This window comes from Sorangium sp. So ce1335, assembly GCF_051521615.1.
Taxonomy (GTDB): Bacteria; Myxococcota_A; Polyangia; order Polyangiales; family Polyangiaceae; genus Sorangium.
In genome coordinates this window covers 2,524,514-2,547,415 of sequence record NZ_CP150363.1, presented here as the reverse complement: position 1 = coordinate 2,547,415, position 22,902 = coordinate 2,524,514, and the positions used below count along the sequence as shown (strand labels likewise).

General features: G+C 71.1%; 19 protein-coding genes. 4 read left to right on the top strand and 15 right to left on the bottom strand.

From position 1 onward, the window contains the following. The first annotated feature begins 98 nt into the window (after positions 1 to 98). Positions 99 to 776 carry a phytochelatin synthase family protein gene (locus WMF24_RS09515; protein WP_437736060.1) on the top strand — a complete coding sequence of 226 codons (678 nt, stop codon included), beginning with the start codon at positions 99 to 101 and terminating at the stop codon, positions 774 to 776. 46 nt (positions 777 to 822) lie between these two features. On the opposite strand, the gene WMF24_RS09510 is transcribed toward WMF24_RS09515, so the two are convergent. Continuing rightward, positions 823 to 2,139: an MFS transporter gene (locus WMF24_RS09510; protein WP_437736059.1), complete on the bottom strand. Its 1,317-nt coding sequence runs from the start codon at positions 2,137 to 2,139 to the stop codon at positions 823 to 825. 314 nt (positions 2,140 to 2,453) lie between these two features. Here WMF24_RS09510 and WMF24_RS09505 point away from each other — a divergent pair, with 314 nt between their 5' ends. Both WMF24_RS09505 and WMF24_RS09500 read left to right on the top strand, forming a co-directional pair. Beyond that, a complete protein-coding gene (locus WMF24_RS09505; RefSeq protein ID WP_437736058.1) occupies positions 2,454 to 3,464 on the top strand; it encodes an LLM class flavin-dependent oxidoreductase in 1,011 nt (336 codons plus the stop codon). A 20-nt stretch (positions 3,465 to 3,484) separates the two neighbouring features. Beyond that, positions 3,485 to 4,933 carry a hypothetical protein gene (locus tag WMF24_RS09500; RefSeq protein WP_437736057.1) on the top strand — a complete coding sequence of 483 codons (1,449 nt, stop codon included), beginning with the start codon at positions 3,485 to 3,487 and terminating at the stop codon, positions 4,931 to 4,933. Between the two features lie 63 nt (positions 4,934 to 4,996). Here WMF24_RS09500 and WMF24_RS09495 read toward each other — a convergent pair whose 3' ends face one another. Together WMF24_RS09495 and WMF24_RS09490 are read right to left on the bottom strand one after the other, a co-directional pair. Continuing rightward, positions 4,997 to 5,869 carry a cupin-like domain-containing protein gene (locus tag WMF24_RS09495; protein ID WP_437736056.1) on the bottom strand — a complete coding sequence of 291 codons (873 nt, stop codon included), beginning with the start codon at positions 5,867 to 5,869 and terminating at the stop codon, positions 4,997 to 4,999. A gap of 376 nt (positions 5,870 to 6,245) precedes the next feature. Next, the gene (locus WMF24_RS09490) at positions 6,246 to 6,908 is read right to left on the bottom strand and encodes a glutathione S-transferase family protein (RefSeq protein WP_437736055.1); all 663 of its coding nucleotides are present in this window, start codon (positions 6,906 to 6,908) and stop codon (positions 6,246 to 6,248) included. Positions 6,909 to 7,445: 537 nt separating this feature from the next. Between WMF24_RS09490 and WMF24_RS09485 the strand changes: the two genes are divergently transcribed. Next, positions 7,446 to 9,866: a lantibiotic dehydratase gene (locus WMF24_RS09485; protein ID WP_437736054.1), complete on the top strand. Its 2,421-nt coding sequence runs from the start codon at positions 7,446 to 7,448 to the stop codon at positions 9,864 to 9,866. Positions 9,867 to 9,905: 39 nt separating this feature from the next. Here WMF24_RS09485 and WMF24_RS09480 read toward each other — a convergent pair whose 3' ends face one another. The 12 genes from WMF24_RS09480 to WMF24_RS09425 form a co-directional block, all read right to left on the bottom strand. Then, the gene (locus WMF24_RS09480) at positions 9,906 to 11,198 is read right to left on the bottom strand and encodes an aminotransferase class V-fold PLP-dependent enzyme (protein ID WP_437736053.1); all 1,293 of its coding nucleotides are present in this window, start codon (positions 11,196 to 11,198) and stop codon (positions 9,906 to 9,908) included. A 209-nt stretch (positions 11,199 to 11,407) separates the two neighbouring features. Continuing rightward, positions 11,408 to 12,055 carry a lamin tail domain-containing protein gene (locus tag WMF24_RS09475; RefSeq protein WP_437736052.1) on the bottom strand — a complete coding sequence of 216 codons (648 nt, stop codon included), beginning with the start codon at positions 12,053 to 12,055 and terminating at the stop codon, positions 11,408 to 11,410. A 106-nt stretch (positions 12,056 to 12,161) separates the two neighbouring features. Then, complete coding sequence (locus WMF24_RS09470; protein WP_437736051.1) at positions 12,162 to 12,395, bottom strand: hypothetical protein; 234 nt, start codon at positions 12,393 to 12,395, stop codon at positions 12,162 to 12,164. Between the two features lie 147 nt (positions 12,396 to 12,542). Beyond that, complete coding sequence (locus WMF24_RS09465; protein ID WP_437736050.1) at positions 12,543 to 13,046, bottom strand: hypothetical protein; 504 nt, start codon at positions 13,044 to 13,046, stop codon at positions 12,543 to 12,545. Positions 13,047 to 13,216: 170 nt separating this feature from the next. Continuing rightward, a complete protein-coding gene (gene asnB / locus WMF24_RS09460) occupies positions 13,217 to 15,112 on the bottom strand; it encodes an asparagine synthase (glutamine-hydrolyzing) (RefSeq protein ID WP_437736049.1) in 1,896 nt (631 codons plus the stop codon). A 301-nt stretch (positions 15,113 to 15,413) separates the two neighbouring features. Next, entirely contained in the window at positions 15,414 to 16,397 is a 984-nt protein-coding gene (locus WMF24_RS09455) for a hypothetical protein (RefSeq protein ID WP_437736048.1), read from the bottom strand. 175 nt (positions 16,398 to 16,572) lie between these two features. Further along, positions 16,573 to 17,700, bottom strand: a complete 1,128-nt coding sequence (locus WMF24_RS09450; protein WP_437736047.1) for a hypothetical protein — start codon at positions 17,698 to 17,700, stop codon at positions 16,573 to 16,575. Next, a complete protein-coding gene (locus tag WMF24_RS09445; protein WP_437736046.1) occupies positions 17,697 to 18,410 on the bottom strand; it encodes a hypothetical protein in 714 nt (237 codons plus the stop codon). Before WMF24_RS09445 ends, WMF24_RS09450 begins: the two co-directional genes overlap by 4 nt. A 211-nt stretch (positions 18,411 to 18,621) precedes the next feature. After that, a complete protein-coding gene (locus tag WMF24_RS09440; RefSeq protein ID WP_437736045.1) occupies positions 18,622 to 20,061 on the bottom strand; it encodes a DUF5050 domain-containing protein in 1,440 nt (479 codons plus the stop codon). Between the two features lie 528 nt (positions 20,062 to 20,589). Continuing rightward, positions 20,590 to 21,810 carry a 5-(carboxyamino)imidazole ribonucleotide synthase gene (locus WMF24_RS09435; protein WP_437736044.1) on the bottom strand — a complete coding sequence of 407 codons (1,221 nt, stop codon included), beginning with the start codon at positions 21,808 to 21,810 and terminating at the stop codon, positions 20,590 to 20,592. An 11-nt stretch (positions 21,811 to 21,821) separates the two neighbouring features. Beyond that, the gene (gene purE / locus WMF24_RS09430) at positions 21,822 to 22,325 is read right to left on the bottom strand and encodes a 5-(carboxyamino)imidazole ribonucleotide mutase (protein WP_437738783.1); all 504 of its coding nucleotides are present in this window, start codon (positions 22,323 to 22,325) and stop codon (positions 21,822 to 21,824) included. Positions 22,326 to 22,470: 145 nt separating this feature from the next. Continuing rightward, positions 22,471 to 22,758: a TerB family tellurite resistance protein gene (locus tag WMF24_RS09425; RefSeq protein WP_437736043.1), complete on the bottom strand. Its 288-nt coding sequence runs from the start codon at positions 22,756 to 22,758 to the stop codon at positions 22,471 to 22,473. Positions 22,759 to 22,902: the final 144 nt, after the last annotated feature.

The window sequence follows — 22,902 nt, the reverse complement described above, 5'->3', positions numbered from 1 at the left end:
TGGCGCCTCGACGTCTCGCTTCCCCGGTGAGGACGCCCCTGGAGATCGGCTATCGGGAAAGCGTTTGCTCGGGCTATCCACTCGTGTTTAATGGCCCGATGAAGCGCGCCCTCCGGATCGCCGCCGTGGCCGTGGCCCTGCTCGTCGTCCTCTATTGTGCCGGCCTCTATCTCTCCATCCGCTTCGGCCCCCAGCCCACGGTCGATCCGGCGCTCGTGGCTCGCTCGGTGCACCAGGAGCCGGCGCTCCTCGGCGAGGCGAAGGCGCTCCCGGTCGCGCGCACGTTCCCGCAGTCGCTCCATTTCCAGCAGAATGGGACGCTCTGCGGGCCGGCGAGCTTCGTGAACGTGCTCGCCTCGATGGGCTCCCCGGTGGCCGACGAGTCGGCGGCGCTCGAGGGCTCCGGCCTCTGCCTCACCGGCATCTGCATCGGCGGCCTCACCCTCGACGAGGTCGCCCAGGTGGGGCGCGCCCGCGGCCGCACCGTGACCGTGCTGCGCGACCTCACCCCCGAGCAGTTCCACGAGCACCTGCGCCGCTCGAACGATCCGGCGCGCCGTTACATCGTGAACTTCGCCCGCCAGCCCATCTTCACGATCGGCGGCGGGCACCACTCGCCCCTCGGCGGCTACCTGGAGGACAAGGACCTCGTCTACGTTCTCGACGTCTACGAGAGCTTCAAGCCCTGGCTGGTCGAGCGCGACAAGCTCTTCGCCGCCATCGACACCGTGGACCCCTCGAGCGGCAAGAAGCGCGGGCTGCTGCTCATCGAGTGACGGAACGCGCGAAGCACGGCGAGTGACGGAACGCGCGAAGCACGGCTCAGGCGGCCGGCTGCAGCGGCTCGTCGCCGGACGGCTGCAGCGGCTCGTCGCCGGACGGCTCGTCCTCGAGGCGGGCCAGCGCTGGAACGCGGCTGGCCATCAACGACAGGAAGAACATCGCCGCGCCCGCGAGCGCGACGATCAGCGCGATGCCGCGACCGCGCCCCGTCCCGACGACCTGGCCCAGGAGCGGGGCCAGCGCGCCGTCCGCGCGCATCAGCGGCTCGAAGACGTGCTCGGCGAGCGGCCCGGCGATCGCGGCGGCCACCGGCAAGGTCGAGATGGCGACCATCTGCCGCACGGCGAACACACGCCCCTGGAGCGCGGCGGGGACCTGGGTCTGCCATAGCGCCTGGCTCGATCCGCCGTAGAACGGCTGACACAGGTAAAACACGAACGCGCCGGCGGCGATGACCGGCAGCGCGCGGGACGTCGAGGCGACGGCGATGGCGGCGCCCCCCAGCGCGATGAACCCGAGGATCCCGTGGACCCGGCGCCGCGGCCCGCCCCAGGCGACCATCACGACGCTGCCGACGAGCAGGCCGAGGCCGCCGACCGTCACGACGACGGAGAGGGCGCGCACCGACGCGAGCTCCATGAGCATGGGCGCCGCGAGCGCGTTGACCATGCCGACAAGGAGGTTGATCGCCGCGAAATAACCGAGCAGCCAGCACAGACCGCGGCGCGTGCGGAGGTACGTCCAGCCGCGCGTGAGCCGGGCCCACGCGGACCCTTCGTCCCCGCGCGCGGCCGCGGGCAGCGCCGGGATGGGCACCGGCAAGAGCAGCAGGAGCCCGGCGACGAAGGTCGCGCAATCGATGAGGAGCACCCCGCCGAGCCCGGCGCGCTCCAGCAGCAGCGCCGACGCCATCGGCGCCGCGAGCTGCGCCACGCCGTTGCCCATCTGCGCGGCGCCCCCCGCGCGGCCGAGGTGCTCCCGGGGGACCATCTGGGTCGTCACCGCGGAGAAAGCCAGCCAGTCGAACGTCGAGAGGCACGAGCTCACGATCGCGAGCACGTACACGTGATGCACCTGCAGCGCCCCCGCGCGCTGCAGCAGCACGAGCGTCGCGGAGGTGGCGACCTCGCCGATCGCACAGCCAACGAGGACGCGGCGGCGATCCATGCCGTCCACGAGCGACCCCGCGAACGGCGCGAGCAGCACCGAGGGGACCCGCGAGAACATCATGAGCAGCGCGTACTGCGTGGCGGAGGCGCTCTGCTGGTAGACCCACACGCCGAGCGCGAAGGAGGTGAGCGCCGAGCCGAGCACCGAGAGCAAACGGCCGGCATAGAGGATCCAGAACGCTTTCAACCAGCAAACCTCCGCGCGACGGCGGAGGCGCCGCGCTGCTCCGCCGAGGACCGCGCGCTCACGAGCGTCTCGAGGCGCATCGCCGGAACATGAGGGAGGCCGGGGGCCGGCCCCTCCACGAACAGCGAACTACCTCACGTACCACCACCGCGGTGCCCGTCGCAACGCACCGGCAGCCGAGCCGCAACGCACCGGCAGCCGAGCCACCACGCTTCCATGCCGCGCGCCATCGTGGTAGGTTCGACTACCTATGTCCTCGTTCGTCCTTTTTCGGGGCGGGCGCGGTCATGGCCACATCGTGAAGGAGCCGCCTCGTGAAGCTCAGCGTCCTTGATCATTCGCTTCTCGTCAGTGGCGGCACGGCCGCCGATGCATTCCGGAACACGGTCGAGCTCGCGCGCGCCGCCGAATCGCTCGGGTATCACCGATTCTGGCTGGCCGAGCACCACGGCTCCGGACACTTCGCCGGGGTGGCTCCCGAGGTGATGATCGCCCGCGTGGCCTCGATGACGTCGCGCATCCGCGTCGGCTCCGGCGGGGTGCTGCTCACCCATTACAGCCCGTTCAAGGTGGCCGAGGTATTCCGGCTGCTCGCGGCGATGTTCCCCGGGCGTGTCGATCTCGGCATCGGGCGCTCCTCGGGGAGCTCGGACGCGATGTCGCGGGCCCTCGCGTACGGCGCGCCGGGCAAGGGCGACGTCTTCCCGCAGAAGCTCGCGGATCTCATCGCCTTCATGACCGGCGCGCCGCCGGCCTCCGAGGAGCTGCGCGACGTCCAGCAGGTGAGGCCGGCGATCGACGAGGTCCCCGAGATATGGTCGCTGGGGACCGGCGAGCAGAGCGCCGCCCTGGCTGCCCGCCACGGGCTCGCGTTCTGCTTTGCCCATTTCTTCAACCCGTTCAGCGGCGGGGTCTTCGCGCGCGGCTATCGGACGCAGTTCCAGCCCTCGGGCGCGCTGTCGGCGCCCCGCAGCGCGCTCGGCGTCTACGTGATCTGCGCGGACACGGCGGGCGAGGCGCGCCGGCTCGCCCGGACGAACGACCTCTTGGCGGTGCGGACCCGCCGGGTGATCGACGGCCCCGTGCCGTCCGTCGAGGAGGCCGAGGCCTACCCGTACAACCCCGAGGACCTGCAGACGATCGAGCTCGATCGGAAGCGCCTCGTCGTCGGGGAGCCGGCAGAGGTCAAGGAGCAGCTGCTCCGCATGGCCGCCGACTACCAGGCGGATGAGCTGATGATCACGACCGTCTGCCACGATCACCGCGTTCGCCTTCGCTCCTACGAGCTGCTCGCGGATGCCTTCGCGTCGCACGGCGCCGCGTGAGCGCCACAGAGGAAACCCACATGATGGATCACCAGGTGAATTCTCCCCGGGGCGGTGTCTCCGCGGAGGTGAGGCAGCTTCATCGGGAGCTGTCGCCGGCGAGCGCCGCGTGGCTCGACTTCGCCGACCGTGAGCCGGACGCCCGAAAGCGCCAGGGATTCGCGCCGTTCGAGCGCTCGCCGCTCATCCATTACCCGCTGCACGCATGGCCGACGCTGGTGGACGGGCGCCGGGTGGAGCGGATGGCGGAGGCGGCGCGCAGCATGGCCCGCGCCGTCAGGTCGCTGCCGCGGCGCGTGCTCGGGGGCGACCCCGCGCGGGTGGCCGCGTTCTACGATATCGACGTGGAGCGCGCCGCGGGGGCCATCGAGGCGATGTCGCTCTCCGGCGACGCGCGCGGCGCCATCTCGCGGGGCGATTTCATCGACACCGACGCTGGCCTGAAGTGCCTCGAGCTCAACGTCGTCGCCGCCGTCGGCGGCTGGGAGACGATGCTGCAGGCGATGGTGGTGCTCGGGGAGCCGGTGGTGCAGCGGTTCGTCGCGCAGTGTGGCGTGCGGGTGAAGCCCGCGAACAGCCTGCTGGCCTTCTTCCGCAACGTGGTCGACCAGGCCCGCGGCGTCGTGCCGTGGGAGGGCGAGTGCAACATCGGCATCCTGCTCTCCGACAGCGATCTACCGCCGCCGAGCGCGATGGAGATGGCGAGCGCGTTTTTGAACGGCCAGTACGCCGAATTCCTCGGCGCGCACGGGGCGCGCGGCGAGATCTTGCTCGCGTCCTATGGCCAGCTCGAGGAGGCCGAGGGGCGGCTCTCCCTCCGCGGCAAGCGGCTGCACGCCCTCCTCGAGTTCAACGCGCGCGATCGCCTCAAGATCGGCGGCCCGGCGTTCGTCGCGCGCACGTGGGCGGCGCTGCGCTCGCGCTCCGTTGCCCTGTTCAACGGCCCCGCGGCCGACATCCTCGACGACAAGCGCAACCTCGCGCTCCTCTCGGAGCACCAGGACGGCGACCTGCTCGCGCCCGAGGATCGGGACGCCGCCCGCAGGTTCGTCCCCTGGACGCGCGTCGTGGCGCCCGTGGAGGTCACCCGCGGGCAAGAGCGCGTCTATCTCCCGGAGCTGCTCGCAGGGCGGCGCGAGGATCTCGTGCTCAAGCTGGGGCGCGATTTCGGGGGAGACAGCGTCGTGATCGGGCGGAGCGCCACCACGGCGGCGTGGGACAAGGCGGTCACCCAGGCCCTGGAGCAGCCGCGCGCGTGGGTGGTGCAGGAGCACGTCGTGTCGCGGCCCTACCATTACCTGCGGAGCGACGGCGTCGTGGCCCCCCATACCGTCATCTGGGGGCTCTTCGTCATGGGAGATCTCTTCGCGGGGAGCATGGTCCGCGTCGGCCCTGACGCCGACAGCTCGGGCGTCGTCAACGTGCAGCAGGGCGCCGCCGCGGTGGGGGTCGTCATCGAGGTGGAGTGACGGCGCAGGGGAGCGCAGGAGCAGGCGCGATCGACAGCGCCGATCCGCCTGCTCGCGGGGGCCTCAGGCTTCTTCGTTCCGGTACTTCCTGCCGGCGGTGATGTGCTCGTAGCGCCGCAGCTTCGCGCGCACGGTGCCGGCGGCGATGTCGCGCACGAGACCCGGGCCGTGCTCGGCGAGCAGCTGCCAGCTCAACCACCACAGGTTCGTCGCGATCGACGGGGCGAGCGTCTCGACGCGGTGCCACCACCCGTAGGGAAGGTAAAGGACCTCCCCCTGCTCGAGGATGATGTCGTGATCGGGCTTGACGCCGCCGGGGAGCCGCTCCGGATCGCCGCCCCAGGGGGCGAGGTCGTTCTCGCTGATGACCGACCAGGGGAACTCGTAGCGGCCGGGGTGGAGCTCTGGCGTCCGGTCAGGCGCATAGAGCTGCCAGCGCTTACAGCCCACGAGCATCGCGTGCAGGTTGTGCGCGCGGTCGTAGTGGAGCTGGGTGAACGCGCCGCGCGGCCCCATGAAGATGAGGCGCTCCGTTAGGCGCTCGCTCACCTCGACGCGGGGGAAGTGCGCGTCGGCGAGCAGCCCCGGGAGGCGCTCGAACAGATCCCTGCCGATGAGATAGCCGCCGGCGAGCCGCCCGTCGTCCGCGACGAGCGCGTCGACGTAGTCGCGCACGCGCATCATCTCGACCTTGCCGACGCGCTCCACCGAGCCGTCGGCGGCGCGGTGGTACCTCAGCCACTCCACGGGGGCGGTGACGTCGCCGTGCGTCGCGCGGAACCAGTCGAAACACCACTTGGAGCGCGCGGGCCAGGCATCGAGGGCGCCCGTGAGCACGACAGGCTCTCCCCTCCGCTCTAGATCCCGGTAAAACTCCACGTCCGGCCGCGCGGCCCTCCGCGCGATGGTACAGCTCCCCGGCGAATTCGCTTGCATCTCTGTCCCTCTCCTTCCTGTCCCGTGTCGGCCGACAACCTGTGTCAGCCGTCGACCCGCGTCGGCCGCCAGCTGCCCCGGCCGTCGACCCGTATCGGCCGCCACCTGAGATGGCCGTCGACCCGTGATGGCCGTCGACCCGTGTCGGCCGTGAACCTGTGACGGCCCTCAACCTGTGAGGGTCCTCAACCTGTGTCGGCCGTCAACTCCAGAGCATGAAGCGCCGGCTGGTCGCGAGGTTTGCCTGGAACAGTGCGCTGGAGCCGCGAGGCCTCGACAACGAGGTCCCGAGCCGCGAGCGCCGGATCGCGGAGCAACATCCGTGGCGGCGCGCCGGGCGGCGCGCCGCATCACGAACGGGGCGAGTGACTCCCGGTCACATCGACACGAGGAGCTGGGGCGGATGGCGGCGAGGCGAGGCGAGATACCGCGACAGCCCGGGGCGCTGCTTCATCCGCTGCAGGAAGCCGGAGAGCCCGGGGTACGTCGCGATGGACTCGGAGAGCCCGTTGTCGCTGAGCATCTCGAGCAGGCTGAAGACGGTGGTGTCCGCCACGGTGACCGAGCTGCCCACGAAGAACCCGGAGGGGTTGTTCTTGACGATCCGGTCGAATTGCTCGAGCCACCGCGGCAGCTCCTCCCCGATGACCACGGGTAGGAGCTCGGCGAGCTTCGCGGGCTCGGCGTTCATGATGGCGCGGGCGCGGTCGACCACCTCTTCCACGGCGTCGACGATCTCGTCACATGCCGCGGCCTCGAGCGCGTCTCGGCCGTAGAGGCCCGTCTTGCGCGCGATGTGCCGCAGGATCGCGCCGCTCTGGACCACGTGCGCCCCACCAGGCTCCTCCCAGAGCGGGAGCTTTCCGAACGCCAGCTTGCCCGAGGCCTTGAGGTCCAGGAACGGCGGTGGCTTGTCCGTCGGGTGCCACGGGCCGACGTCGACCTCCTCGTAGTCGATACCCGCCTCGGCGAGGAGGAGCCTTATTTTCTCTGCACGACCACGACCGCTGAAATAGGTGAGGCGCGGAATCGATTCCATGAAGATGCTCGACGTGGAGTAAAGGAAGTAGCCCCGCCTGACGCGGCCAGGTGCCCGTGACCGAGCCCCGAGCCCACGTGATGACGTGCTTCCATGGGTTCGCGGGGAGCACACAGCGCATGCGTGTTCCCACCATGCACGGTGGTTACCTCGAACACGCGACCGAGTAAATGGAAATCGGACGATTGTGTATGCTCGGATCCATCGTGCTTCCACCTTTTCGTCCGCCTTCTTCCACCTTCTCGTCCACCTTTTTTACGGCAGGATTGCGGCAAGATTGCCGTAAGAGCACGCGCATGCAGGTATCCGGCCTTGACGCGTCTTGACGCGTCTTGACGCGTCTTGACGCGGCGCTCTGCCGCGCCGAGGCCCGCCGGAGGCGCTCGGCCTGACGCGGGGTAGCGCCTGCGGTCGAGCCAAGCTTGCTCGGAGACCCACATCGACGCTTGTGCGTCGGGGCGGGGCCGTGCCCCGTTGACGCGTGGAGCCGGAATGATAGCGGTACCCCCGGTGAGCACCGATGATCGAGCCCCTGCATTGATTCCGCCACCGGACACCCTGGTCTCCTCGGAGCCTCCTTTCCCCGCAGCGCGCAGCGCGCCGGCGCCTGCCCTCGACCACCTCGTCCCGCTGCCCGGCGGCGCATTCGGGGTCTGGCCGTGGGCCTGTCTGCGCGGGGCCGGGTTCGCGGCGGATGCGGTCCTGCCGCTCGCGGCGCCCGCGGCGGCGGCGCTCCTGGACGCCTCGCCGCCGGAGAAGGGGGAAGACCCGGCGCTGCGCGCCTGCTTCGACGGCGAGCTCCTGAAGATCCGGGGCTACCTGCGCGCCGTCGCGCAGGACGAGCGCTTCCGGGAGGCGGTGCTCTGGCAGAACCGCGGCGCGTTCAAGACGGGCGTCGAGGGCCTGGCGTCAAGGCCGCTCGAGGCGACTGCGAACAAGAAGGTGAGGCAGCGGGAGCGGCTGGTGACGCTGTACCTCCAGCGCTACTGCACGAAGAACGACACGATCGGCTTCTTCGGGCCCGTGGGCTGGGCGCGCATCGGGACGGGGACCGAGGCGCTGACGCTCGATCCGGGCGATGCGCTCATCGAGGAGCGCCGCGTACACTTCGAGACCTGGTGCATCGACGCGCTCGCGGAGACGCTCTGCGCCGATCCGGCGCTCCGGCGCTGGGCGCCGCCCCGGCTGCTGCCTTACCTGCGGCTCGACGGCGGCGCGCTCCACGCGCCGGGGATGCCGCCCTCGCCCCTGCCTCCGGCGCACGCCGCGCTCCTCTGCGCCTGCGACGGCGTGACCCCGGCGATGACGATCGCGACGCGCCTCTCCACGGGGCCGTCGCGCGCGTTCGCCAGCGAGGAGGAGGCGCTCGCCGCGCTGGAAGCGGCGCGCGCGATGGGCGCGGTCACCTGGGGCTGGGAGGTGGCGCTCGGGACGTGGCCGGAGCGCGAGCTGGCGCGCGCCTTCGAGCGGATCGGGGACCCCGCGCTGCGCGAGCGCGCCGAGGGCGCGCTGTCGCGCCTCGTCGAGGCGCGGGCCGAGGTGAGCCGCGCGGCGGGGGACGCGAGGGCCCTCGATCTCGCCCTCGGGCGCCTCGACGAGACGTTTCACGGGATGACGGGCGCGTCGCCGACCCGCGCCGCCGGGCGCGCCTATGCGGGCCGGACGCTCGTCTACGAGGACTGTCGGCGGTCCGCCCAGGTGACCCTCGGCGCGCCCCTGCTCGACCGGCTGGGGCCGCCGCTGTCGCTGGTCCTCTCGAGCGCGCGCTGGTTCGCCGCGGAGATCGTCCGCGGCTACCGCGAGGCGCTGGTGCGGCTGTTCGAGAGCGTCCGCCGTCCGGGTGAGGACGCGGTGGAGCTGTCGACCCTCCAGCGCGCGTTCCTCGACAGCGGTCCGGAGCTCGTCGCGAAGGGCGGGGAGGGACCGCTCGTCGTGCAGCGGGCGCGGCGTGAGCTCGATCGGCGCTGGGCCGAGATCTTCGACCTGCCGGCGGGCGCGGCGCGCGTCGAGCGCACGGTCGAGGCGCTGCGGCCGCGGGTGCGCGAGGCGTTCGGCGAGCCCGTGCCCGGCGCGTGGGCGGCGCGGTACCTCGCGCCGGACGTGATGATCGCGGGCGCTGGTGTCGACGCCATCCGGCGCGGCGAGGTGACGTTCATCCTCGGCGAGATCCACCTCTCCAACACGCTCTCCTCGCTGTTCGTGGACGCGCACCCGGCGCCGGAGCAGCTGATGGCCATGGTGGACCGAGAGCGGACGGGGAAGGTCGTCGTGCCCGTCTTCACGAAGGACAGCTGGCCCCAGCGCACGCGCCCCTGCCTGTTCCCGTCCGACGCCTACCATTACGCCTTCTCGTCCGAGCCCGCGCCGGCGCCCGCGGAGCGCACGGTGCGGGTGGCGGACTGCGTCGTGGTGCGCGCGGGCGACGGCCTCGAGGTGCGCCACCGGGCAGGCTCACCGCGGTTCGAGCTCATGGAGTTCATGGGCGTGCTCACGACCTCGATCGCCGCGAGCGCGTTCGATCTGGCCCCCGCGATGGATCACGGCCCCCGGATCACGGTGGGCGACGTGGTCGTCGCCAGGGAGAGCTGGCGTGTCGCGCCCGACGAGATCCCCTTCGTGGACATCGACGATCCGCTCGCGCGCTGGGTCGAGGCGCGGCGCTTCCAGCGGCGCCTTGGCTTGCCGCGGTTCGCCTTCCTCCGGACGCCCGCCGAGCGCAAGCCCTGCTATGTGGACTTCGACAGCCCGGTCCTCGTCGAGCTCATGGCCAAGCTGGTGAGGCAGAGCCTCGAGGCGGGGGCGTCAGGGCCGATCCGGCTCAGCGAGATGCTGCCGTCGTTCGACGCGCTGTGGCTCGCCGATCGGGAGGCCAAGGCGTACACGAGCGAGCTGCGCTGCGTCGTCTACGACCCCACGGGGCTCGCCGGCGACGGCGCGCCGCGAGGGGTAGCGCCGTAGGCGACCCGGGGTCGAATCGGAACAGGAAGGCGCGCGCCGTCAGGCGAGCGCCCGGACCTCGCGAAGCACCGCCTCGACGTCCGCTTCGGAGTTGATGATGCTCGGCGCGACGCGGACATACGAGGTCGCGTACGGCGACGTCGTGGCGATGACCTTCCGCTCGATGAGCTTCCACATGAGGGCCTCCGGGGTCATCCCCGCGACCTCGAAGCAGATGATCCCGGCGGAGATCGCGTCCTCGAGCGGCGTGTGCAGCGTGACGTGCTTCATCGCCCGGAGGCCCTCCTTGCACTGGCGGTTCAGGGCGTGGATACGGGCCGCGACCTTGGCCTTGCCGATGCTCTTGTGGAACGCGAACGCCGCGGGCAGCGCCCAGCGGTGCTCGAAGGAGTGGAATCCTCCGGGCGTCATCATGCTCGCGGTGGTGGGCGGGGCCGGCTGTCCCTGGATCCATGCCTTGTGCCCCTCCTGGCCGAAATGCGGGATGGTCGGGCGGAGCATCGGCCAGAGCTCGGCCTTGCCCCAGAGCACGCCCGTGCCCCGGGGCCCGAAGATCCATTTGTGACAGCCGGCAGCGAAGAAGTCGCAGCCGAGGTCGGCCATGGTGACGTCTTCGACCCCGAAGCCGTGCACGCCGTCGACGCAGAAGACGATGCGATCCTGCGGCGCCCGTCCCTGGTTCGCCCTGGCGATGACCTCGGCCATGGCGCGCACCGGCGTCTTCACCCCCGAGCTCGAGTGGACCCACGTGATCGCCACGACCCGAGTGGCCGGGGTGAGCGCCTTCGCGATCGCCTCCGTCATGCCCTCCGCCGTCGCGGCGCTGCTCTTCTCGTAGAGCGCGATCCTCCGCACCGTGGCGCCCGTCCGCTCCGCGGCGAACCGGAGCGACTCGTGGGTTACGTAATGATCATGCGTCGTCGTGAGGACCTCGTCGCCGGCCTTGAGCGGCAGGCCGAGGTACAGCGTGGCGAGCCCCATCGTCGTGCTGTCGGTGAGCGCGATCTCGTCGGCCCTGGCGCCCATGTAGGCCGCGGCCGCCTCCCGCACGGGCGTCGAATCCTCGTGCGTGTGGAGCGCGAGGGGCGGATTGTCGTCGAGCTGTTTCCGCAGCGCCTCGATCGCCTCCCGGACCGGCCGCGGATGGGAGGCGAGCAGGAAGCTCGACATGTGGTTCCACGCGGGCGACAGGTCGAACTCGCTCCGGATGCGCTGCCATTCGTCGACCGGCGGCTGCGGCCCTCTGCCCGCTGCTGTCGCGGCCGTCGCGGCCGTCCCGGCCTCCCGCGTCGCGCAGCCCACAGCGCCGATCGCCAGCAGGCCTTCGAGCACGCTTCGTCTGGGTATCCTCGTCGTCAACTGTTTCCTCCTTCATGCCTGGCGCAGCTCCCCGGATCCACAGGGCTGCACCGAGCCGTCGGCGTGGCAGCCTGTCTCTCTCGTGGAGCGCAGCTCGTGTGTGGGACAGGGTGCTGGCGACGAAGGCTCCGCCTCCTCGCGAGGAGCCCCCATGTCCACGGCGGGGTCTCTGGCGCGCGGGACTACGGCGCTGCGTTCGCCGCGCCCGGGGTCGGCGCGGTGACGGCGCCCTCGCCGGTCAGGTCGGGCAGCCTGCCCCACGTCTGCCCATCCGCCGCCGCCTCGATCGGATACGCGAGCTCGGCGAGCACCTGGTTGTCCGGGGAGACGAGGAAGACGGTCTCGCCCCTGGAGGCGCTCACCTTCCAGGTCGCGTAAAAGCAGGTGCTCGGGCCGTCGGCAAGGCACGTCGTGTGGGGCCCCGGGCCGGCCTCGACCGCCTGGTCGCCGAGGACGAGGAGGTACTCCCCCGGGGCGAGCTGCGTGCCCTCGGGGAACCGGAGCGCGTCGGCCGTGTTGCACTGGCCGATGTCGTCGGCGTCGCAGAGGCCGAACCCGCCGAGGTCGGCCGCCGCCTCGCCCGGGTTGCCCAGCTCGATCCAGTCGCCGCCCCTGGCCGAGATCTCGTTCACGACGACGGTCGTCGTCACGTTCCCGCCGGCGCCCGTTCCCCCCTGCCCGCCGCCGCCGGTGCCGCTCGCGCCCTGGGACGACGCGCTTGTCGCGCCCGTGCCGGGCGCGCCGCTGGTCCCCGGGTCGTCGCCCGAACCACAGCCCGCTGCCGAGAGCGCAGCAGCACAGAGCACGGCCAATCGAAGATGTGTCCTCACGGTGTTCTCCTTGGCCGGCAGCACACGGCCTTCGCGCCCGCGCGTCAATGGGCACGTGGGGGCCCTTCACGCCCGCTCCCCGAGGCCGTCGGCCCGGACGAGCCGACTACGGCTGTGCGCCCGCTCCTCGTGCCCGGGCGACGGCGGCGCCGAGCAGCGCGCCGAGGACCGCCCCGAGCAGCAGGCCCAGCCGGCCTGTCGCCTCGTAGCCCCGAAGACCCCAGAACTCGACACCGCTCGCGAAGTTGCCTCCGAAGAGCGCTCCGAGGAACAGCCCCAGGGGAGCTCCCACCACGGCCCCGACCGCGGCGCCGATCGCCACCAGAACCATGCGCGTCATGGCGAGGAGCCTAACCGCATTTCCGCAGCGACCCCAGACAGGAGCAACTTTCAGGATCGCTCCGCCGGCGTCGTCTGCGTCGTCTGCGTCATCGGCACAGATCGCGCCGCCTCGCCGCCGCGAGCCCGTCCTCCGGCGGCGAGGTGCTCAGTCCCAGCGCGCCGAGAGGACAGCCCTCATCCGGTCGATCCGCAGCGCCCGCTCGAGCGCGCGCCCCTCGAAGGCGCTGAGCAGGGCGGGAAGCGCCTGACGCGCCAGCGCCAGCAGCGCGCGGCGGCGGACCTCGGGGTCGAGCCTGCCCTCGGCGACGATCTGGCTGAAGGCGAGGGCGAGGATCGCCTCGTCCCGGGTGAGGAGGCCGTACTCGTCCTCCTCGCCGAGCGCCTGGACCTCGGCCGCGTCCACGGCGTCCCAGTGCGCGCTCTCCACCTCCCAGCGGGCGAGGAGCTCGTCGAGGAGCTCGAGGGGGCTGCCCTTCGGGTGCTCGTCGCGGAAGTCGCGGAAGGCGGTGAGGGTCTCGTGCGCCGTCTCGTTGCCGAACGGGGCGGTCTCGTCGGTGAGCGACCAGAAGAACGCGTCGGTGAGGGCAGCGGCCGCCCGGGGGTGGCTGTCGTCGGGCGAGAGGTCGGGGAGCTCGGGCGCTTCGGTCATGGGGGAGGCCTTCCGTCGGGTGGGGCGCTGGCGCGCAGCGCCGCTACCTTACCGCGCGTCTTCCGCGCGCGCCGCGCCAGACGGCGGCGCGCCCCTCCCGCGTCACTTCCAGGATGCTCTCGACGGTGTCCACGGTCAGCACGATGGCCGGAGGGGCGCTCGCACGAGCGTCACGCGATCCAGCCCTCGTAGCGTCGCATCCACAGCTCGAGCGAGAGCGGCGCGAAGATCCCCCGGTGCCAGATGGCTCCCCCGGGGGGCTGGCGCCGGTAGCGGTCGTACATCGCGAGCAGCGCGTCGCTCCGGACAATGCCAGCGCGGCACATCAGGCTGCCTCGGGAGAACGCGTCTTCAACGGCTTCCCGCAGCTCGCCCTTCAGCCATTCGCCTTCCGGGTTGGAGAAGCACTTCTTGTCCTTGCGCCAGCACACTTCGGGCGGCAGATAGCGCGCCATCGACCTGCGGAACGCGTACTTGGTCCAGCCGCGACGTAGCTTGTAGGAGTCGGGCGCGCGCAGCAGCAGATCCACCAGCCGAAAATCGAGGAAGGGGAGACGAATCTCCCGCCCCCACGACATCGACATTCGATCTTCGTAGTGACACAGCGACGGCACCGAGTAGTGCCGGATGTCGTCCCACTGGCGGTCCGCCAGCGTGCCGTCACCGAGGCCGAGCGGTCGCGCCTCCCAGCCGCGCAGCCAGGGGCCCTCGATCGCGAGCGGCGTGCCCTCGGCGCTGCCGCCCCCTCGGCGCCGCAGGAAAGGCAGGTATCTCCTGGCGTGGCCCAGGTCGAAGTCGGTGACGACCGTCCGGTTCGCGATGAAGCCCGCCAGCACGCGGGCGGCCTCCAGGAACCGGCCGTGCCGCGCCAGGGACTGGAGATAGAAGCCCAGGTACTTGCGGTATCCGAGCAGGCTCTCGTCGGCGCCTTGCCCGCTCAGGACGACCGTGATCCCGAGCTCCTTCGCCCGCTTCATGAGGCGCCGGTGCGCCAGCGCTGACAGGCTGGCGATCGGCGCATCGTTGAACCAGTTCGCCTCGGAGATCTCGGCGACCAGCGCCTCCGGCGCCGAGGGCAGGACGATCTTGTGCGCGTCCCGCCGTAAATGACGTTCCATGACAGCAATGTACGAGGACTCATCGAATCGCGCGTCGCTGCTCACGGCGGACAGCAAGAGCGGAGCGTCGTCACGACCGACGAGCGCCTGGGCCACGGCGGCGATGGCCGAGGAATCAACGCCACCGGACAGCAGCACCCCGACCGGGACGTCGCTGCGCAGGCGCAGGCGCACGGCGTCGACGAACGTGCCCCGCAGCTCCTCGATGAAATCGGCCATCCGCATGCGCGACGGATCGCCCGGGTGGGCCAGCGGCTGGAACGGCGACGCCTTCAGCTCGAGGCGCGGCGCGTCGAGCTCGATCTGCACCCAGGTGCCTGCCTCGACGCGCCGGATGCCCTCGAACAGAGTCCTCGTCGTGGCGTCGCTCAACCCCTGGAACAGGAGCTGCCCCACCACATCCCGATCGAGCGGGAACTTTCGGCCCATGAGGGTGAGGATTGCCTTGATCTCCGAGGCAAACGCGATGCGCCCGGGCTCGGCGCAGTAGTAAAGGGGCTTTTCCGAGCCCGCGTCGCAGGCCAGCACGAGACGTCGCCGCGCGAGATCGAGCCACGCAAACGCGCCCATCCAGTTGAGCCGGCTCAGCGCGCGCTCCGGCCCCCAGCGGTGCAAAGCGGCCAGCAGCACCTCCGTGTCGGTGCGGGACGAGAACGTTTCACCGGCTGCAGCGAGCTCCTCGCGAAGCTCGATGTAGTTGTAGACCTCCCCGTTGTAAACGAGGCTGCCCTCGGCGCCTCTATACCCCATGGGCTGAAGTCCGGCGTCGCTGAGGTCGAGGATGGAGAGCCTCTGATGCGCGAGCGCAACCGTGCGTTCACCGATGGTGAAAAATTTGAACCCACGCCCGTCCGGCCCACGATGCCCCTGGACGGCGGCGGCCGCTTCGAGCGCGCGGGGATCGACGTGCAGGGAGGCGTCCTGCACCAAACCTAGAATTCCGCACATTTAGCTTCGTCCCGCGGACCGTGGATGAAAGCGAACGAGCGCCGGATCCGGCGCCTGGAGAAACGGCCGCGCCCGCCACCTTTCGTTGCGCGGGGTCGCGCGGGTATTCATCGGCGCGTAGGCAAAATCAAGGCGGAGCGCAGCGCGATGAAGTGTAATACGGCAAACAGAAACAGTCGGACCGCGAGCGTCGAGATGGCTCGGTACGGGTCCGTCGGGTGAGGCGCGGGCGCGCAGCGCCGCTACCTTGCCGCGCGTCTTCCGCGCGCGCCGCGCCAGGCCGCGGCGCGCACCTCCCCCGTCACTTCCACTTCCACTTGCCCCTCCCCTTGCCCTTGCCCTTGCCCTTGTGGATGACGATGACGCGGCGGCCGTCGTCGTCATCGTCGTCGTGCACAACGACGGTCGGCTTGACGTTGACCTTCACGGCCCACGCGGCGGCCACGAGGATGCCGATCGCGGGCGCGCTCGGGCCGACGACGATCACCGAGCCCGGGCGGTAGCCGCAGAGGACAACGTCGGTGTGCCCGCCGTGCTTGAGCACCACCGTGATCTTGGTCGGGTTGACCTTCACCTTCAGCTTGCCCGTGAAGTAGAGCCGGTCGGGCCCGGGCGCGAGCACGATGACGTCCGGCCCCGACGGCGTGTGGACGGCGATCTTGATCTCGCGATCGCCGATCGGGACCGGCTTGAGGTTGACATCCAGCACATACGCGCGCATCTCGCCCGAGTCCTTGTCGGCGACGATCTCCACGATGTCGTCCCCGACCTGCTGGAGCACGCCGCCGTTCGGGCCCTTCATCCCATCGAGCTTGTGCGCCTGGTTCTCCTTGGCGCTCTCCTGGAGCTCCCGTGTCCCGCCGCGCGGCACGTGGAGCACCCCCTTGAACGGCTCGCCCTTGATCTTGAACTCGTAGTTCACCTCGGTCAGGTCGTCCTCGAGCGGCGGGATCTTGGCGACGAGGACTCCCCCCGACTTCGGCTGCGGCACGAGCTCCACGGGCACGGGGGCGCCGTCCTTGCCGGGCACCTTCACCGTGACGTTGCCCGAGATGCCCTCCTCGATCGGCTTGCCGTCGCGATCCTTCACGAGCGCCGTCACCCGTCCGTCCTGGGCGACGGTCATGACGACCGACCCGGGCTCGTGCTGCTCCGTCAGCGCCCAGTTGTCGTCGATGCTCTCCGCCGTGATCTCCGGCGACTTGCTGCAGGCAGGCGAGACGAGCGCCGTGGAGGCGAGCGCGAGCGCGAAGAGCACGGATCGGAGACAACCCTGGATTCGCATACATCCCTCGTTGGCAAAGCCTTGAAGCGTTATCGCGAGCGTTCGAGTGAAGGCATCGACGCGCGGCGCCCGGCGAGCCGGCCGCCCATGCTACCAGACAGAGCGGCCGCGCGCGGGAGGCGCCGCGTCGGCGTGAGCATGATCCGGTGTGTCCACGGTCCGCATCCTGTGCGCCTCACACCTGCTTGCGGGTCACGGACCAGATGAAGCCGTCGTACCAGAAGTGCAGAAGCGCCACGGTCTGGGTGATCGACCAGAGCACCCTGTCGTCCGCCGGCGCGAGCTCCGCCCAGATCCCGTAGGCCAGGACGCCGCCGAGGAACGCGGCCGCAGCGATCGCCTTGCCGGCCCGGAACGCGTCGAGGCGCAGCCGGCGGCGGAGGCGGCCGCCCTCCGACCACCAGACGAGCGCGAGGTACTGCACGGCGTGGAACAGGTTCATGATGAAGAACGCCTGTCCCCAGGGGTTGAACCCCCATGTATAGATGGAGCAGAGCCCCGTGCTCACGAGCAGCCACACCTTGGGGAACGACACCCGGTAGCCCCGCCGGTGCATCGCGCGGTACGCGAGCGCGTAACAGAGAAGGAACAAGGTGCCTGCGGCCATGACGGCCCACGTGATGGCGCGGTGGTTCGACGCCATCAGCGCCGGGACGGCGGTGAAGAAGGCGGCGTTCACGTCCTCGAAGACGTCGAAGCTCTGGAAGTGGAGGAGCATCGTCGCGCCGGCGAGGATCGGGCCGGCGTAGAGGAGCAGGTTGAGCCAGAGATCCAGCCGGCGGCCGAGCGCCGGCGCGTTCCCCGCGCGCGCGTCGTAGATGCGCCCCAGGCCGAACGTCTGGAGCGCCGAGTGGTAGACGTCCCAGAACACGACGAGGACCGACACGCATGCGACGGCCCACATGGACACCATCATCGCGGCGAACAGCGCGACCGGCGCCACGAGGAAGCGGAGCCGGTACCGCCGGAAGATGTCCGCGTTGCCGTGGCTCCGGAGGAGCACGGCGGCGAGGTGGCCGTGGATGAGCGTGCCGATGAAGAGCCCCGCCCACGTGACCTTCTCCCCATGGAGCCTGAACCTCGAGTCGGTGAGCGGCGTCCCGGCGATCAGGGCGCCGACGGCGAGCGCGACGATCGGCGGGAGCAGGAAGAAGGCCCAGTCGTACCAGGGGCTGACGATGTACGCCGCCCTGCCCACCGCGGCGAGGCGCGCAGCAGGCGCAGGCTCGGCCCGCGCGAGCGCAGGAGGGGCGGGCTCGGCCCGCGCGAGCGCAGCAGGCGCAGGCTCGGCCCGCGCGCTCATGCGTGACGCTCGATGTCCGCGGGCCGCGGCTCCGGTGCTGCCTGCGAGAAGCCAATCGTCCACCCCTGCACGCCGAGATGGTCGACGAGCGAGAGCAGGAAGAGATTCACGCCGAGCATCTCCATCGACTCCTCCACGAAATCGATGAGCCCGTAGACGAGGTTGTTGCTCCCGGCCTGCTCGGTCCAGTACCCGAGCGGCAGCTCGAGGACGAGGGCGCCGGTGACATAGATGCCGCCCGAGAGGACGAAGCGATTCCGCGTGTCCCGCGGCAAGTGCGCGAGGAACCTGAGGTACGCGAGCGCGAACACCGCCACGACGACGGCCGCCGGGATCACCCAGCTGAAATACAGGACCCCGCCCAGCTCGATCCAGGAGCTCGCCGCCTCGTGGATCTCGACGACCTCATCGAGCGAGATGTAGAGGAACGCCGCGCAGAGCCCCCACCAGTGCCTCACGAACCCACCCGCGCGGCGGGCGCCGGCGGCGATGACCGCCAGGGTGAGCGAGCACGCGAAGAGCAGAGACGATGTGTACCACGTGGGCACATTCTGCTCGTAGCTGAGCGAGAGAAGCGGGACGACGCCGCTGCGGTTCTTCAGGTGCAAGATGGGCTGCAGCACCTCGACGGCGAGCCCGGCGCCCGCGACCGCCGCCAGCGCGGCGAACAGCGCGGTCCGCAGCCGGGCCCTCGCGACGGTGATCTGCATCGAGCATGAACAGATACGCGAGGACGTCTCGGGCCGTCAATGCGCCAAGCCCCCGCGGCCGCGCGGCGCGAGCGCGCCCTGGCGGGCGGCCTCAGGAGATCTCGCGGTGCAGCGTGCGAAGCCGCCCGGCGGCGGCGCGCGGCGAGGACGGACAGGCACCGTGCTCGGACCTGCTGTCGCGCGCCCGCGGCCGCCGCCGGGACGCGGGCGTTCAAGGAGCCTTGTAGAAAGCGACCTGGCCCTCGTAGCGGTAATCGCCGGCGCTGGACCAGAACACGCCCTCCCCCTCCGGGGCGAGGACGCGCCACGCGACGGGCTGGCCGAGCGCGAGAACGACAGTCCTGTTGCCCTCGAGATCGTGCGCGTTGACCGCGCGGTTCCCGCTCATGTCCGTCGAGAACAGCGTCGAGCCCCGGATGGCCAGCCCCGACATCGAGACGCCCTGATACACCAGGGTCTTCTGCCCTCCGGCGATGGGCGCCTTGAACACGCCGCCGTCGCCGACGTTGGCCCAGTAGACGAACTCCGCGTCCACGGCGATCCCGGCGGGCTCGGCCTCGTTCTCGGCGATGACGGTCACCTCTCCGCTCGCCTTCGCCACCTTGTAGACCTTGTTCGTCGCGGCGCCGCCGGTCCAGTAGATGTGCTCCTCGTCCTGCGCGATGTGCTCGGCGATCCCGGCGTCGGACGCGAGGACGACCGGCTCGCCGCCGTCGAGCGGCATCTTGTAGAGCGCCTCTCCCCAGCCGTCGCCGAAGTAGAGGGCCGATCCGTCGCCGATGAGGCTCACGGCATAGCCGACCTCGACGAGCGTCTCCACCTCGAGGCTCTCCTTGTGGACGCGCCGGATCGCCGAAGGGATGACCGGATCGTCGTCGCCGCCGCTCGCCCAGTACACGTGGGAATCGTTGACCCACAGCGCCTTTGGATCGGGATCGGCCGGGATCATCGCCTCCAGCTCGGTGGCGCCCGGCTTCGCGCGGTAGACGTAACCGTCGTTCCTGTCCCCGGTCTCGGCCTCCTCGGGGCCGCCGCTCGCGAAGTAGAGGAAGGACGCGTCGGCGGCCAGCGCGCTCGGGTAGCGGTGTTTGCTCGCCATGAAGGTCGGCAGGACCATCCCGGGATAGAAGCTGGAGAGGCGGTCGGCCTCCGTGACGACGCTCTCCCTGGAGACGTCGTGTCGCGCGAGCGGCTCGAAATCGTCCGAGCCCTCCTTCTTGGTGAAGCCATAGGCACCAAGGACGGTGTTGTCGCCGAGCTCCACCTTGAGCTGGAGGGTGATCGGCAGCGTGAGCGTGATCGGCCTGGCGAACGTCAGGCCCTCCGGGCCGAGGACGTACATGGGCCCGACCGCGCCCTCGGGGGCCTCGTCGACGCGCTCGATGGTGATCTCCGTCTCCGCGCTCACCGCGCCCGCCGGCACCTCGATCGTGAAGCCGTCCTCCGCGGTGAACGTCCCGCCCTGCGCGTCGACGGAGAACTGGCCGGACCCCGACGTCGCGTCGGTCCCCGGCGCGGCGCCGTCGCCCGTGGCGCCGTCGCCCGTACCGCCGCCGCCAGGTTCGCCATCGCCCTTGTCCGTCCCTCCGCACGCCGCGCTGCCCAGCGCGGCCGTCGCGCACGCCAACACCAAGAAAAAGATTCTCCTCATCGTCTTGCTCCTCCGCGGGCGGTCGTCGCCGCCGTGTCAGGGAAGGCCATGGTTCTGCCGAGCTCACGAGAGGCGCGGCCGCGGCATCACCATTGTTCCAGACAACAGCGTAGCGCTCGAAATGCGTGTGGCGAGCTGAGCAAGAGCACGTGAGGACATACCGTCTTTGCCCTACAGGGTTGTCCCAGGTGTGCAGTCACGCCGCGAGTCGACGGCGACGCATGAATCGTCACGGCGGGGCGACGGCGCCGCGCGGGCGCTCAGGGCGGTCCTGTCAGGAACATACGGTGTTGCGCCCTAGGGAGACGGGATATGGCAGGAGCGCTCGTGTTGCCGGTGGCCGCCGACAGCGTGGCTCGCCCAGCGCGCCGTCGTCGTGCCGCGCGACGGCGCTGCCGCGCGACGGCGCTGCCGCGCGACGGCGCTGCCGCGCGACGGCGCTCTGCCGCACGGCGCGCCGGCGGAGGGGCACCGGCGCGCAGCCCGACGACCGCGCGCGCGCCGGCGGGACGACCGCGGCGGGCGCCGTCAGCGGCCGGAGAGCGGCGGCAGCCCGGCCTGCGCCGAGAGGCGGGCCATCGCGAGCTTCGCGGCGACGAGCGCCTCCTCCGGCGTGCGGCCCGTGGCCGAGAGGTGGCCCATCTTGCGGCCGGGGCGGGCGACGCGCTTGCCGTAGAGGTGGAGCCGCACGCCCGGGATCTCCAGCGCGGCCTCGAACGCCGGCGTCGCGCCGTTCTGCCACGCGTCGCCGAGCAGGTTGACGATCGCGGCGGGGCGGACGATCTCCACCGAGCCGAGCGGCAGGTCGCACACGGCGCGCACCGCCTGCTCGAACTGGCTCGTCGCGCAGGCGACCTCGGACGCGTGGTAGCTGTTGTGGGGCCGCGGGGCGAGCTCGTTGATGAGCAGGCGCCCGTCCTTGAGCAGGAACAGCTCGACGACGAGCAGGCCCTCGACGCGCAGGCCGACCGCGAGGTCGAGCGCGATCTGCACCGCCTGCCCCGTGACGGCGGCCGAGAGCGGGCCCGGGAGCAGCGACCAGTCGAGGATCTGGTTCTGGTGGTGGTTCAGGGCCGGCGGGTAGACCGCCAGCTTGCCGCTCGGGCTCCGCGCGACGAGCACCGACAGCTCGGCCTCGAGATCGAGCGCCTGCTCGACGACGCAGCGCTGGCCGCCCAGCGACGCGAAGAGCGCGGCGGCCTCCCGCTCGAGCTCCCCGGCGTCGCCCCCGCTCTTCCCCGGGTCGCCCGCGCCGCCCGCGCCAGCGGACAGCCGGAGCTGCCCCCGGCCGTCGTACCCGCCGAGGCACGACTTCACGAAGCACGCCCCGCCCATGGCGCGCGTCGCCTCGAGGAGCTCGCCGCTCGTCGCGACCTCGCGGAACGGGCCCACCGGGAAGCCGTTGCGCGACAGCCAGCCCTTCTGCACGCCGCGGTCCTGCACCATGGCGAGCACGTCGGCCGACGGGCGCACCGGCGCGAAGCGCGCCGCGGCCGCGAGGCCGTCCGTCGCGATCTTCTCGATCTCGAGGGTCACCACGTCGCACTGCGACGCGAGCTCGGCCGCCTGCGATACGTCGTCGAACGACGCGACGATGCAGCGATCGAGCACCGAGCGGGCGGGGCAGTCCGGATCGGGGTCGAGGGCGTGGACCTTGTACCCGAGGGTGCGGGCGGCGAGCGCCGTCATGCGGCCGAGCTGGCCGCCGCCGAGGATTCCGAGCGTGGAGCCGGGGGCGATGATGGGCATGGCGGGAGGACCTAGACGAGGATGGCGTCGCGGAGCACCGCCGCTTCCTGCGCGCTGCGGAAGGCGGTGAGGCGCTCGCGGAGCTCGGGGTGCTTGCCGGACAGGATCGCCGCCGCGAACAGGGCGGCGTTCGCCGCGCCGGGCTTGCCGATCGCCATCGTGGCGACGGGGACGCCCTTCGGCATCTGGACGATCGACAGCAGCGCGTCCATCCCGTTCAGCGCCGTGGCGGGGATGGGCACGCCGATGACCGGCAGCACCGTCTTCGCGGCGACCATGCCGGGCAGGTGGGCGGCGCCGCCCGCGGCGGCGATGATCACCTCGATCCCTCGATCGGCCGCCGTGGTGGCGTACTCGAACATCCTGTCCGGCGTGCGGTGCGCCGAGACGACGCGCACCTCGTGCGGGATGCCGAGCTGGGTGAGCAGCTCGCTCGTCACCGCGAGGTGCTCGTAATCGCTCTTGCCGCCCATGATCACGCCGACCCAGGGCCTCTCGGTCGCGCTCGCTCCCATCTCCGTGGAGGACCGGCCCTCGCCGGCCCCTCCCTGCGCCATCGTGCTCATCGTTCTACCAGCTACCTACTTGCTACAAGCCACCGCGGTTCACCGCGTCGTCGGGTCGTCGATCCACCAGGCCATCGGGCGCGCCGCGCCCGGATCAGCGCGTGAGCTGCTCCAGCAGGTTCAGGCTCTCGCGCTCCTCCTCGCCGACCTCGCCGTCGGACGAGATCATCTCGCGCGCGGCGGCCAGGAAGAGCTGCCGGTGCGCGCGGGGGATCTTCATCGGGTCCAGGTCGTCGGCCGTGGGCGGCACCTCGAGCCAGCCGCGCACCTCCTTCGCCTCCTCCTCGTCGAGCTGGAGGCGCAGGATCATCTTGCGCACGAACTCGCGCTCCTGCTCGCGCACCTGGAGGTCGGCCCAGGCGAACGAACAGATGAACCGCATGAGCTGAAGGCGTTCTTGGCGAGAGAGCTTGTCGAGCATGGGCGGGGACTCTAGCCCGGATCTGCCGGCGTTTTGTGTGGAAATTTGTGAGGGAGTCGGTGCGACGGCGGCATCAGGAGATTCCCGGCGCGCGCTCCCCCCCGC